Raw genomic sequence first — 13,527 nt, 5'->3', positions numbered from 1 at the left:
CTCCGAAGAAATCCAATATAATAGCTCCGTTCGACTTGCATGTGTTAAGCACGCCGCCAGCGTTCATCCTGAGCCAGGATCAAACTCTCAAATAAAGTTTTTTCCTTCAGAATTTAGCTTGGCTAATTCTTCCGTCGACTGTTTCCAGTCTTTACTGTTTTTTAGGTCGCGTTATAGTTATTTTTTAACTGTAACACTTGTTCTCTTTGAAATCTCTTTTGAATCTTTCAAGGTTGTTTTCACTGTTTAATTATCAATGTTCTTCTTTGTTACTGTGTTGACCAGCAACTCATATAGAATATCACATCTGTAAGTTCTTGTCAACATCTTTTTTATTTTTTTCTTTTTTCGTCACCGCTATTGCGCGGTGGATTTATATAATATCATCAATTACTATAACTGTCAACATCTTTTTAATACTTTTTTTATTTTTTATGAAAAACATCTTTTTTCATTACATTTATTTCAAAAATGATGTAATTAACTGTAATATTAAATTATTGTTATAGAAGAAATCTAAAAAGATGCTGGCATTAATCTGAGCAATCAACATTTTTCCAACCCCGGTTCCTGACATCAAAAAAATAATAATAAAACCAAACCAAATAGTAATTACTCCCTGTGCTGCCCCTACTAAAATTCCTGCCAACTTATTGATTCCATTAATTACAGGAATTTTTGTGATAAAGTCTAATGATAATATCGTAACTCGGAAAATGATTGTTATGACTATGAATGATACAAAAAACGAAATCGTATAAATTACAATATTCGCAACTAAATCTCCTACATATTCATATGCACCCAAACCATCTAATAAATCTTCAGCATTCCCACCTGCAAGTGCATTCTTAACTACATCCGGCAGTTTTGAAGATTCTAAAACTGTGTCTTGATCTATTTTCTTATTCTCTTGACCTGTGCTCTGAAGAGCTTTGACACATTTTTCTTGTACAATATTATAAACCCCGGTTTGTGTTTTTATTGCATCTCCTATGTATGGGGTAATAACTGCAACTATGAATATAGTAAAAATTAAGGATAGTAAAGATATTACCAAACGGACAAAGCCTTTCCTATATCCATTTATCACTGAAAAAATTAAAATAAGTAAAACTAAAAGTGTAAACCAATTCATTTATTAATCTCCTTGTTATTTAATCTGAATTCTCTGTGTTTCTTTTGATGTTATTAAAATAAACTGCCGGTCAAAACTTGTTGGAATGACCGTCACTAATTCATCAGGAAACTTATAATGGAATTTTTCAACTCCTTGAAACGTAAAAATACTACATTCTTTTTCACTGCTTAAGAGAATTCTTTTATCATTTAATTTTATATTTGTATAATCCATATCAAAATCGACTGTAACTATTTTCTCGCCACTCTTATTATAAAGATCCATTTGATATTTTTTATCAGTATCACGTGTCTCATCTTTGTTTTCAAATACCAGACCAAAATTCTCCTTATTTTGAAAAACACTTCTTATCTCTTGTTTAATATTCATTTTCTTAATTTCTTTTGGTTTTTGTGCCCCTTCATAAAGCACTACTTTATTATCACCAAAAGCCGCAACTATATCGTTATTTAAAAATTCTATTTCAGGAATAATCGTTTCCTCATATGTATATGAACTAACTAAACGGCCAACTTCTTCTTGTCCCACAGAACCAAAATTATAAAATGCTACTTCTGTTCTAGGCAGCCCCTCGCTTATATCCAAATAAGACACAGCAAGCTTTTGCCCATCATTTGAAAATGCAATATTAATTGGATATCCTGTATTCTCCAATCGTACTTCGCTATCTACAAGTAAGTTTCCCTTTTTATCATAGCAGCAAATATAATTTGCATTTTCATCTTCCATCAAAACAGCAACTACGCCTTGGTTCGCTACCCTTATTTGGCGAATTGGCTTAAGCGCCTTTATTTCACCTTGAAATCCTTTGGTATTTAAAACATAAATCTTATTTCCCTTTTGATCTGCAACTGCAATATAATCTTCCCGAGTACTGACAATAGGATCCTGCATACTATATGCATGATTCCATATTTCGTTACTATCTAAATCTAAATATGAAATTCCATCTTGACTATATTTTAAAATGTTTCCATTAAACTCCTCAAATTTCGCACTTTTCACATCAGAGCGTTTTTGACTGGATAAAATAACATAATCGTTATAAACCCTCATATATTGAAATACTCCCCAGCATACGACAATTGCTAATCCTATAACAAAGATACTTATGATTCTTCTAAAGATTTTATTTTTATGTTCTAATATCTTTTTTTGATATTCTTCAAGTTCTTCGAAATTATCTTTTTTCTTAAATCTATCAAATATTTTCTTCATCATTAGCTCTTCTTTCCTTTACATAATTGTTTTTATTATACCTCATTTTTGATTAAATGGCACCCTATTTTTGAGGAATAAAAATTTTTTGTCCCGGAAATATTTGATCTGAATTATTAATTTTATTTGCATTACAGATATCTTTGACCATATTGGGAGAGCCATAATATCGAATACTTATGGTTTCTAACGTTTCTCCTTTCGATACAACATGGTATTGTCCTTCTTTCTGCGCAATGGTTTCTTTCGCTTTTTTCTCGTCCGATTTTTGTTCCTTCGGCCGCTTCTCCCTATTATCAACATATTTCTCTTCCGCATTTTTCACTTGATTCTTTTGACTTTTCGTTTCTTCCGTATCATTATCCTTTTCTTTATTGCTTTTTTGAACTTCTTCTTTTTGAGCTTCTTCGCTGCTGATTACATTTTGCCGTTCTATCTTTCCATCGACACTCTCTACCGGAATCTGATTCAATGTTGTATCTTGTGTTTCTATTTGCGTATTTTCAACATTGCCATTTACCAAATCCGATAAAGTTGTGATTGAAGATTCCATATTTAACATTTTATCATAATTATTAATCATCGTAATTCCAATCAACATAAAGACTAAAACCATTACTGTACTGGCTCCATACAAAAAATGCATCGTATGTTTTTCTTGCTGTTTCTCTTTTTTAGCCTGCATCATCTCTCGAAATTGGCGAGTCGCTTCGTCTTCTACCTCTGTTCTAATTTGATCTGTTGTTTCTTCTCTATGCTGAATAATATATTCTTGCATTTCTCTATTTTTTTCATAGTAAATATAGTAGCCGCTTTCTTTTATAAGTTGTCCATTTTCGTAATGATAAAATGCATCTTCCCGTTCTTGCGGATCAAGCATCATGAATACTTTATCATTTCCCGGAAAATTATTTACATGAGCATAAATAATTGCATCGTTTATGTATAATGGATTCTCAAAGGAGGATAAGAACCACCCTACGATCTCAAGTCTGTCGAAATATTTTTTCATCTGCCCATATATTCTCATCCAGCATTCTTCTGAAAATGCTATTTCATCCATATCAACTTTTACACTCTGAGCATTTATTGCTCCACTTATAAAGAAATATTGTTTGTCTTCAAGCCATTGTGTTCTGCCTAATAAAATAATAACTTGTTGTTTGGGTGCTTGTCTCATAGAAAATTGTTGTAAGTATGTAATCACATAATCTTCAACATAAATCTTCCGGCTTCCATGTATAATGCCAATTTGTCGGATGTTTTTTGGAATTCTAAGTGTAATTTCTTGATTGTCATTTGCTTCACTTTTGTTTTCTTCCTCTTTATAAATCATTTCTATCATGGTTTCACCCCTTTAGACTCTTTTAAAAAAATCCTAACATGATTATACTGTTTTTTTTATCACTTCCTGTCATGGGGAACGCATAATTTTACGACTTAGATAGTACCTTTCTGGTTTAATATGACAATCTTTCTATAAATAAGATGGTAACCTCCTCAAACTTCAGAGAATAAGCTTTTTGTGCGCCGAATGCTGTCACCGTTGTCGGTAATATATGGTAATTTTTAGGTTGTTGGATAAAACTTCTTTTGTTATAATAAGTACGTGCTATCATTACGGTAGGCGGTTTAGCCCTCATCCAGAGGGATAGCAAATCCTCTGTTTATATAGAGATTTCATGTGAAGATACTGCTAAGGGGGAATTGCTATGGTGACATTTGCTGATCTTTTTCAATATACTATTGTGTTAATCACGATAGTAGGATTAACTTATAAATTAACCAAAAAAAAATAACCGCCCGGCCAAGGTAAGGTTATTTTTTATGATCTAAAACTAGGGCTAAACCGTTTATTGATAGCACCTTTTTAAAATTAATCAATATCTTATCTTTTATTTTAACAATAAATTGTTATAATACATCTCTTTTGTTATATATTATTCTTAACGTTTATATTTGTCAAGTATCCCAACAAAAAAATTATACTTCTATTTTTTTAACTACCTTTGACTAAAAGGTCTTACTGGAAATACTTTATATGAATAAAACGTAGTAAACTCACATAACCCACAAACTTTGTCTGTACATGTCGTTATAAAAGATTCCCAGCTTTTGGGTGACCGGTAAAAAGTGACCGGCCACATATGATTTAAGATTATTTCTTGTTCCAATGGGGTAAGCTTAAAATACTTTTTTGCATTTCTCAAAGCCACTTTTGGATGTGTCAGGGCATGAAAACGATCACCTGTTTCCGATGCGTGTTTATGCCAATCATATAAAAACAAATCATGAACCATCGCTGCGCGCGCGGCAGCTTTCGCATTTAAACCTAAGAATTTACAAATTTGATAATTATAATAGGCAACATTAAGGCAATGTTGTAGACAATCTGTATCACAATGATGATTATATTTTTTCATCTCTTGTACAGCCGGATGTTCGTACATGTCTTTAATCACTTCAAAAAATTCCTGATTTATACTTCTTTTCTTTTGTTTCGCTTTATAAGCAATTATTTTTCGCATTCTTTAATCCTGATTCCTACTCACTTAAAAATGCATTCACTTGTTTATAAATTCCTTCTGCATCCAACTCATATTTCTTCAATAGTTCAAGAGCAGGGCCAGATTCACCAAATATATCCTGAATTCCTATTTTTAAAACTTGAGAAGGAGCTTTTCGACATAACACATCACATACGGCACTACCTAATCCACCTATTACAGTATGCTCTTCTACTGTAACAACTTTCTTCGTCTTTTTGGCTGCTTCAACCACCAAATCCTCATCAATAGGTTTAACGGTATGAATATTAATTAAATTAACATCTACACCATCTGCTACTAATTTTTCAGTTGCTTCAACTGCTTCTTTTACACATAATCCAGTGGCGATAATTGTAATATCTTTTCCTTCACGTAAAACTACGCCTTTTCCAAGTTCAAACTTGTAATCTTCATGGTCATTTATAATCGGAACGGCAAGTCTGCCTAATCTCAAATAGACTGGTCCTTCATATTCATATGCCGCACGGACTGCAGCTCTTGCTTCAATATCATCCGCAGGACTAATGACTACCATACCAGGAATAGCCCTCATTAGAGCCATATCTTCAATACATTGATGGGATGCTCCATCCTCACCTACTGAAACTCCTGCATGTGTTGCTCCTATTTTTACATTAAGTTTTGAATATCCAATAGAATTACGAACTTGTTCAAAAGCCCTTCCTGCCGCAAACATAGCAAAAGAACTGGCAAAAACTGTTTTTCCGGTAGATGCAATACCTGCTGCCATACTCATCATGTTAGCTTCCGCAATCCCGCAGTCAATGTGGCGTTCCGGAAAAACTTTTTTAAAAATTCCTGTTTGTGTAGATGCGGCTAAATCAGCGTCTAAAACAAATATATCATCATGTTCTGCGCCTAATTCTGCTAATGTCTGTCCATAACTGACTCTTGTTGCGATTCTTTTTACTTCTGACATAACGCTTCACCTACCTTATCTAAATCTTCTAATGCTCTTTTGCATTCTTCATCATTTGGGGCAACCCCATGCCATTCTACTTCATTTTCCATGAAAGAAACACCTTTTCCTTTAATACTCTTGAGTATAATGGCTGTAGGTTTTCCTTTTGTTTCTCTGGCTTCCTTAAATGCAGCCTCTATCTGATCAAAATCATGTGCATCAATGGTAATAACATGAAATTTAAATGCTTCAAATTTTTCTTCTATTGGATAAGGTGAACATACCGTATCAATAGATCCATCTATTTGTAGATTGTTATTATCTATCATAACAACTAAATTATCAAGTTCATGAAATCCTGCAAACATTGCAGCTTCCCAAACTTGTCCCTCTTCAATCTCTCCATCCCCTAATAGAGTATATACGCGATAATCATCACCACAAACTTTTCCAGCCTTCGCCATCCCAACAGCTGCAGAAACTCCTTGTCCAAGAGAACCTGTTGACATATCAACACCTGGTACTCGTTTCATATCCGGATGGCCCTGTAGATATGATCCAATACGCCGTAATGTAAGTAAATCTTCTACCGGAAAAAATCCTCTATGGGCTAAAGCTGCATATAATGCGGGCGCGGAATGACCCTTTGATAAAACAAAACGATCCCTATCCGGTTTTTGTGGATCTTTAGGGTCTATATTCATTTCTTTAAAATACAAATAAGTTATTACATCTGCTGCTGAAAGCGAGCCGCCCGGATGGCCTGCTTTTGCACTATGTGTTGATACAATAACACCTCTTCGGACTTCATTTGCAATCTTTTGAAGTTCTAATTTGTTCATTATTTTACCACCTTTATATCTATTAGTGTTTTCGTTTGTAACGGTCAAACCATAACATGTTTTTCTTTAATTGTCTAGCTTTTTTTTATAATTCCTAATTACAACTCTATTCTTCCTTCTAATGCACGAAGCAGAGTCACTTCATCAATATATTCAATATCTCCTCCAACGGGTACTCCGCTGGCAATTCTACTGACTTTAATTCCAGTTGGCTTTATTAATTTACTAATATACATAGCTGTAGTTTCTCCTTCTAAGCTGGAATTAGTCGCAATAATTACTTCCTCTACCTCCTGCTGTAGCCGTTGCATAAGTTCTTTTAATTTGATATCTCCCGGTCCAATTCCCAACATTGGTGAAATAGCACCATGCAATACGTGATAAACTCCTTGAAATTTACCTGTCTTTTCGTATGCCACCAAATCTCTTGTATTTTCAACAACCATTATCATCTTAGCATCGCGTTTGGGATTGCTGCAAATAGGACATAACTCTTTATCCGTTAAAGTAAAGCATTGTTTACAGTATCTTATATTTTTTTTTGCTTCTATAATAGATGAAGATAATTGCTCTACATTTTCATACGGCATATTTATAATATGAAATGCCAGTCTTTGTGCTGATTTTGCACCTATCCCGGGTAACCTGGATAATTCTTCTATTAATTTACTTATCTGGCTGCTATAGTAATCCATATACTATATCTCTCCTTATGGGATTAAAACGGGAATCCGCCGCCAAGTCCTCCTGTAATCTTTGACATGGAATTACTGGATATTTCTTCCATTTGTCTCAAGGCTTCATTTGTTGCTGCCATAATTAAATCTTCTAACATTTCAATGTCATCGGGATCCACTATTTCTTCTGTAAGTTTCACTTTTGTTACTTCTTTTTTACCGGAAACGGTAACTTCAACTGCTCCACCACCTGCTTTTGCAGTTACTTCCTTCGCTTCTAATTCCTTAGTCGCCTCTTCCATCTGCTTCTGCATTTTTTGAGCCTGTTTCATTAAATTATTCATATTTCCCGGCATTCCTCCGCCTGGAAATCCTCCACGTTTCGCCATGTTATATTCCTCCTTCTTCTTCCTCTTCTATGGTAATATCCATATTAATTAATTTTTCTATATCAACAAAGCTGTCTTCGAATGGTCGATTGGTCTGATTCAACCGAACTTCTACTTCAACTTCTTTGCCAACTTTATCTGCTATCAACTGTTCTAGATCATTTTTATGTTCCTCTCTATTCAGATAGCCTTCTGCCAATTCATCTTCGACTACAACCAAAAGGCGATTCTCTCCTCCTAAACTTAATTTGGCTGCTTTCAAATGTGTTTTGATAATTCCTGAGCCACTTGCAATAATGCTCTTCCAACTTTGTACGACCTGTCTGATATCTTCTGGAATAGCCTTTGGTAGTTCTGGTCTTTCTAGTGGTTCGTGTGATACGGATGACTCAACATAAGTGCTTTGAAACTGTTTCTGCACAGATACTCCTTCATCGATTTGCTTTTCTAATTGAGCAATACGTTCTAGAATAGAGTCCATATTATTTTCCATAGTAGGTTTGCACAATTTTATAATTGCTATCTCTACTAAAACTCTTTTCTGACTGGCATATTTAATTTGATTTGACAAATCAGAAAATATACGAATAAAACGAAGAATTGTATCCATATCAACCATTTCTGCTTCTTCTTTTAGTTGTAATAAATTCTCTGTAGATATATCAATTACATCTTCCATATCATCCGAATTTTTCACTAACATCAAATTTCTTAAATACCATGTGAAATCTATAATAAACTGCCCCAGTTCTCTTCCTTGTATAATAAGAACTTCTAATTGCTCTATAGCTCCTACGATATCTTTATCTATAATTTTACGTAATAACTTGCTAAAGACTTCAGTGTCTACAGCACCAAGCACTTCTAATACATGGTTATAAGTTAGTGTTTCTCCTAAATAAAATGCAATACATTGATCTAATAAACTTAATGCATCCCTCATAGAACCATCTGCCTTCTTGGCAATATAACGTATGGCTTTATCTTCCACCTCTATTTGCTCATGGACCATAAGATCTTTTAATCTTTGAGAGATTGTTTCTATCGTTATTCTTTTAAAATCATATCTTTGACATCTTGAAAGAATTGTAATCGGTATTTTGTGAGCTTCTGTTGTTGCCAAAATAAATATGACATAGGAAGGAGGTTCTTCTAGTGTTTTAAGAAGTGCATTAAATGCTCCTATAGACAGCATATGAACCTCATCAATAATATAGACTTTATACTTCCCTTCTGTTGGTGAATATGTTACTTCATCACGGATTTCCCGAATATTGTCTACTCCATTATTGGATGCTGCATCGATTTCTATCACATTCATTGATGTGCCTTCGTTTATGGATTTACAAGTAGGACATTCATTGCAGGGACTTCCATCTATTGGGCTCTCGCAATTTACTGCTTTTGCCAATATCTTTGCAATTGTCGTTTTTCCTGTTCCTCTTGTTCCACAAAAAAGATAAGCATGACCAATACGGTCTGCTTTTATTTGATTTTTTAATGTAGTTACAATATGTTCCTGTCCCTTGACATCTTCAAATTCCCCAGGACGAAACTTTCGATAAAGAGCTGTATATGACATTGTGCTCTTTCCTTTCTATATAATCTATAGGACAACAGTTATCCTTGAACCATTTCAATGTTTTGGCAGGATTTCTTCAATCCTGCCATTCGTTTTATTGTTTCAATTTAGATATCTAATCATTTTTATTTAAATTCCAAAACTTATTCCTGTTCGTTTAGCTTGTTTAATAATCTGAGAATCGGGTTGTACCATCTTAAGCCTGCCTGCCACTTCCTGTAATGGAATCTTGACAGTTTCGTCATTCTTCACTCCTACCATATAACCATATTCACCAGACATAATTAATTCTGCTGCCGCCGCGCCTAATCTGGTAGTCAACACTCTATCATATGGACATGGGCTTCCACCACGCTGCATATGTCCAGGAACAGTAACACGTACTTCTTCTCCTGTAGCTTCTCGAATTCCCTCTGCTAATTCATAGGATACAGAAGGGTAAGGATTCTTTTTGCGCTTCTCTTTTAATACTTTCTTAGAAAGTGCTGCATCTTCTATGGAAACAGCTCCTTCTGCTACTGCCAATATGGTAAAATCCTTTCCGGCTTTCACTCTATTATGAATTGCTTTTGCTATACAATCTATATCATATGGAATTTCCGGTATCAGAATAATATCAGCTCCTCCGGCAATACCTGCATATAAAGTTAACCAACCAACTTTATGTCCCATCACTTCTACGATAAAAACTCTACGGTGAGAAGCTGCCGTAGTATGAATATAATCAATAGCATTTGTAGCAATATCTACTGCACTTTGAAATCCAAAAGTCATATCAGTTCCCCACAAATCATTATCAATCGTTTTGGGTAACGTAATAATATTCAAACCTTCTTCTCTCAACAAATTAGCCGTTTTATGTGTTCCATTTCCACCTAAAATAACAAGACAATCCAAATTCAATTTGGCATAATTGTTCTTCATTGCTTCTACTTTATCCAGCCCGTTTTTATCAGGTGTCCTCATTAACTTAAACGGTTGTCTTGATGTACCTAATATCGTTCCGCCATGAGTGAGAATACCCGAAAAATCCTGAGAAGATAACATGCGATAGTTTCCATAAATCAATCCTTTATAACCTTCATCGAATCCATAAATTTCAACTTCATCTGTCATAGAACAGATTCCTTTTACAACACCGCGCATTGCCGCATTTAAAGCCTGGCAGTCACCACCACTGGTCAATAATCCTATCCGCTTCATTTTGTCCACCTCATCTTTCGGTTTAAATCTTCCTCTATAGCATTAACTGTATTTATTATATAATACTTTTAAATTCGAAACAATAGATTTTTTTTAATTGTTGACTTTACTCCAATATTCGTATTATAATTTGATTTGTTGGAGAGTTGTCCGAGTGGTTTAAGGTGCGGCTCTCGAAAAGCCGTGTGGGTTCTCCCACCGTGGGTTCGAATCCCATGCTCTCCGTAAAAGAAAGTACCTGATTGTCAATTTCAGATACTTTCTTTTTTTATAATAAATTTTCCGATGACGTAGTTTTTTTTGTAAGGTTAAACAGTAACATTAATATGATAATTACAAGTCCTATCATACTGGAAATGAGACCTGCAGGCAATCCGGGTGTCATGTATCGACATTCAATCTCATGATTTCCTTCCTCTAACATTACACCCAAGAACATTCCATTTACCATACATGTTGTCTCTTTCTTCCCATCCACATAGACACTCCATCCTTTATCATATTCCATACTCATACATAAAAGTTTTGGTTTTGTCAGTTGAATCGTTCCCGAAACTTTATTTGTCTCAATTGCAAGGTTTTGCAATGTTTCTTTTCTTAATTCATTCACTTGATTTTCATAATCTAAGAAGGTATATGCGTATAGTTGAATATTTTTAAGCTTGAATTTTCCTTTCTGTGGAAAAAGAATCGTTAGACTATCCTTTCCTTCACGGCTATACCCTAGATTTATCATATAGTCTTGATTTCCTGTATACCAATTATAAATATCTGATGTAACATTTACACTTTTTTTATTCCCTTGACTTTTTATTTTAAGCGCAAACTTTTCTATTCCAGACGAATTTGAATCTAAACCATTGATGCAAAGATAGGTCTCACTATTTGGAACTCCATCAAAATGAAGTTTTATGGATGCTCCCTTCTTATTAACTCGCAATGCACCATCTTTTTCCCACTTAACATCCTTAAAACTCATTGTATAATTTAATTCTTTCATATTGTTTGTCAATATCGGATTTTGGATTAAGTCTCTATATTTTAATAAATCTTTTTTGGATGCATTTGAAATAACTGCTGTTTGAAGCAGTGACTCCTGTTTTTCCAATACTGACTTCTTTTGATATTCTTCTTGAGAAATCATACTAGAATAAGTATATCCAAATGGTAATGCATTTTTATTTTCATAAATTTCTAACCCATTACTGTTTGATGAGTTTATATGAACTTTTTCAAAACCATAAGGTATTTTCTTGCTGTCTTTCGTTGTTAAATATTTCGTACCCAACAAAGTTTCTAAAATAGTTCTTTGATCCACGCCTTCAATTTTATGTGGTAAAGGAACATCCGGAGAACACTTCAGCTCTGTCAGTGTTCTTGGAATATTACTGTTTAATAAACTAAAATAGGCACTCAATCCATTATAATTGCTTATCATACCTTCATTCACATGACTCTTATTAACAGCATCTACTCGATAAAAATCCTGATTATCTTTTACTTCCTGCAATAATTTTGTAGTTTCTTTTGTAGTAGAGAGGGCTGTTTTATTTTCAAGAAAGCTGCTTACATAATTATCACACTTTTTATCACAGGTTATTCTAATATTTGCAATACAGTTAATTACAACTAGTGAAAGTATTACTAGAATCTGGATATTTTTTACTAATTTACTTTTCATTCTTTTATTTAACCAAGTAAATAACAAAGTTGTACCATAAAAAACCCATAACATCCCAACTGCAAAAGTGCATAATTTAGTATATTTTACTGCCAGTCCAAAAACAACGACTGTATAAACAAGCGTTGCTGCCCCTAATAAAAAGACTTCTTTCTTTTTTAAATTCATTAGTTTCGGTATCATACAGGTAATTACATATGCCAGTAAAAAGGCAAATGCAAATGTCCAGCGATTAGCAACATAGGAAAACCCATTCAATATATATCCACCTAACGGAATTAGCAAAAGCAAAAAACCAATCATACATCCAAATTGTAACTGCCAGTAAATTTTTCTTTTCTTGCAAAATAATATAATAACGGCCAACATCGTTATTGCAGTCATTCCAATACAAGACCATATCGCGGGCGCAGAAATAAAATTCACATATTCATATCCATATTCTATAGGAGAATAAAATAACAGTTTGCTTATAGGAATCTGATTAACACTATCATTTGCTCGACTACTTGTAAAAAACTGTTCCAACGCTGGAAATAAAATAACGCCGGACAAACTAATTCCTATTAAATAATACCCTAATGCTTTCCCTGCCACTTTTGCAAAATGTGCCAGAGACTTTTTACGATAAAGCGCCACATAGCGAATTAAAGCGTAAATAAATATCATTATAGTTTCCATATAGAAGAAATAAAATCCTGCACAAGCTGATAAAAAAACAGTAAAAATAAACAGAAAAGGTCTTTTTCCTTTTAATACTTTATCTATTCCTATGATTATAATAGGAAGAAATATCATCGGATTTAAGAAATACGGATGTCGTATCCCTGAAAAAACAGCAAATCCGCAAAAAACATAACAGACAGAACCGATTATTGCTAATTTTTTAGGCTTGTTCATGTAAAAACAGAAACATGTAAAACTAATTCCACATAAAAACATACGTAATAGAATAAAAAATTTGTAAAAAGACTCCGCATTTTGTTCCGTTACAAACGTACTCAAGAGCAAAAAAATATCTCCCAAACCATAATAATTGAGCACTCCAATGATATTCTGTCCCATACCAACCGTGAAATCATACATTGGTAACGTAAATCTGCCATGACTTAAATTCTCTAATATCTCACGATAATACTTTCCCAAATAAACCATGGTTGGGAAGTGCTGAGAATAACCATCGGCTCTCCAAATAAAAGATATCTGATTTTCCCAAAATTCTCTATAACCTATAATATAAATAAGAAAGAAGATAAGGGAATATACAACGAAATATATTCCCAAACTTCTTTCCCCCTTATTCTTTTGAAACTTCATATAATT

The 13,527-nt window shown here is 33.7% G+C and carries 11 protein-coding genes, 1 tRNA gene and 1 rRNA gene; 1 reads left to right on the top strand and 12 read right to left on the bottom strand.

Annotated features, from left to right (window positions below; translation table 11 throughout):
* The 11 genes from DWV06_RS09405 to DWV06_RS09355 all read right to left on the bottom strand — a co-directional run.
* Positions 1-95: ribosomal RNA gene (locus DWV06_RS09405) — 16S ribosomal RNA — on the bottom strand; the annotation flags it as partial.
* 365 nt (positions 96-460) lie between these two features.
* Positions 461-1,138, bottom strand: a complete 678-nt coding sequence (locus DWV06_RS09400) for a CvpA family protein (RefSeq protein ID WP_115481930.1) — start codon at positions 1,136-1,138, stop codon at positions 461-463.
* Between the two features lie 15 nt (positions 1,139-1,153).
* A complete protein-coding gene (locus DWV06_RS09395; protein WP_147289849.1) occupies positions 1,154-2,362 on the bottom strand; it encodes a DUF5711 family protein in 1,209 nt (402 codons plus the stop codon).
* A gap of 61 nt (positions 2,363-2,423) precedes the next feature.
* Positions 2,424-3,704, bottom strand: coding sequence for a LysM peptidoglycan-binding domain-containing protein (locus DWV06_RS09390; RefSeq protein WP_115481928.1), 1,281 nt, complete (start codon positions 3,702-3,704; stop codon positions 2,424-2,426).
* A gap of 658 nt (positions 3,705-4,362) precedes the next feature.
* Positions 4,363-4,887, bottom strand: a complete 525-nt coding sequence (locus DWV06_RS09385; protein ID WP_115481927.1) for an HD domain-containing protein — start codon at positions 4,885-4,887, stop codon at positions 4,363-4,365.
* A gap of 16 nt (positions 4,888-4,903) precedes the next feature.
* A complete protein-coding gene (locus DWV06_RS09380) occupies positions 4,904-5,848 on the bottom strand; it encodes a transketolase family protein (RefSeq protein WP_115481926.1) in 945 nt (314 codons plus the stop codon).
* Positions 5,836-6,672 (bottom strand): transketolase, encoded by an 837-nt coding sequence (locus DWV06_RS09375; RefSeq protein ID WP_115481925.1) that lies wholly within the window; start codon positions 6,670-6,672, stop codon positions 5,836-5,838. The genes DWV06_RS09380 and DWV06_RS09375 overlap by 13 nt, the downstream gene beginning before the upstream one ends.
* A 98-nt stretch (positions 6,673-6,770) precedes the next feature.
* On the bottom strand, positions 6,771-7,367 hold the full coding sequence (recR, locus tag DWV06_RS09370) for a recombination mediator RecR (protein ID WP_115481924.1): 597 nt from the start codon (positions 7,365-7,367) through the stop codon (positions 6,771-6,773).
* 23 nt (positions 7,368-7,390) lie between these two features.
* Positions 7,391-7,738: a YbaB/EbfC family nucleoid-associated protein gene (locus DWV06_RS09365; RefSeq protein WP_115481923.1), complete on the bottom strand. Its 348-nt coding sequence runs from the start codon at positions 7,736-7,738 to the stop codon at positions 7,391-7,393.
* A 1-nt stretch (position 7,739) separates the two neighbouring features.
* Complete coding sequence (gene dnaX, locus DWV06_RS09360; RefSeq protein WP_115481922.1) at positions 7,740-9,320, bottom strand: DNA polymerase III subunit gamma/tau; 1,581 nt, start codon at positions 9,318-9,320, stop codon at positions 7,740-7,742.
* A 129-nt stretch (positions 9,321-9,449) separates the two neighbouring features.
* Positions 9,450-10,523: a 6-phosphofructokinase gene (locus DWV06_RS09355; protein WP_115481921.1), complete on the bottom strand. Its 1,074-nt coding sequence runs from the start codon at positions 10,521-10,523 to the stop codon at positions 9,450-9,452.
* Positions 10,524-10,663: 140 nt separating this feature from the next.
* Between DWV06_RS09355 and DWV06_RS09350 the strand changes: the two genes are divergently transcribed.
* Positions 10,664-10,748, top strand: a tRNA-Ser gene (locus tag DWV06_RS09350).
* 43 nt (positions 10,749-10,791) lie between these two features.
* Here DWV06_RS09350 and DWV06_RS09345 read toward each other — a convergent pair.
* On the bottom strand, positions 10,792-13,521 hold the full coding sequence (locus tag DWV06_RS09345) for a YfhO family protein (RefSeq protein ID WP_115481920.1): 2,730 nt from the start codon (positions 13,519-13,521) through the stop codon (positions 10,792-10,794).
* Positions 13,522-13,527: the final 6 nt, after the last annotated feature.

Origin of the sequence: Anaerosacchariphilus polymeriproducens (assembly GCF_003363435.1) — a bacterium.
GTDB classification, from domain to species: domain Bacteria; phylum Bacillota; class Clostridia; order Lachnospirales; family Lachnospiraceae; genus Anaerosacchariphilus; species Anaerosacchariphilus polymeriproducens.
The sequence above is the reverse complement of the archived record's forward strand: the minus strand, read 5'-3'. Positions and strand labels throughout refer to the sequence as shown.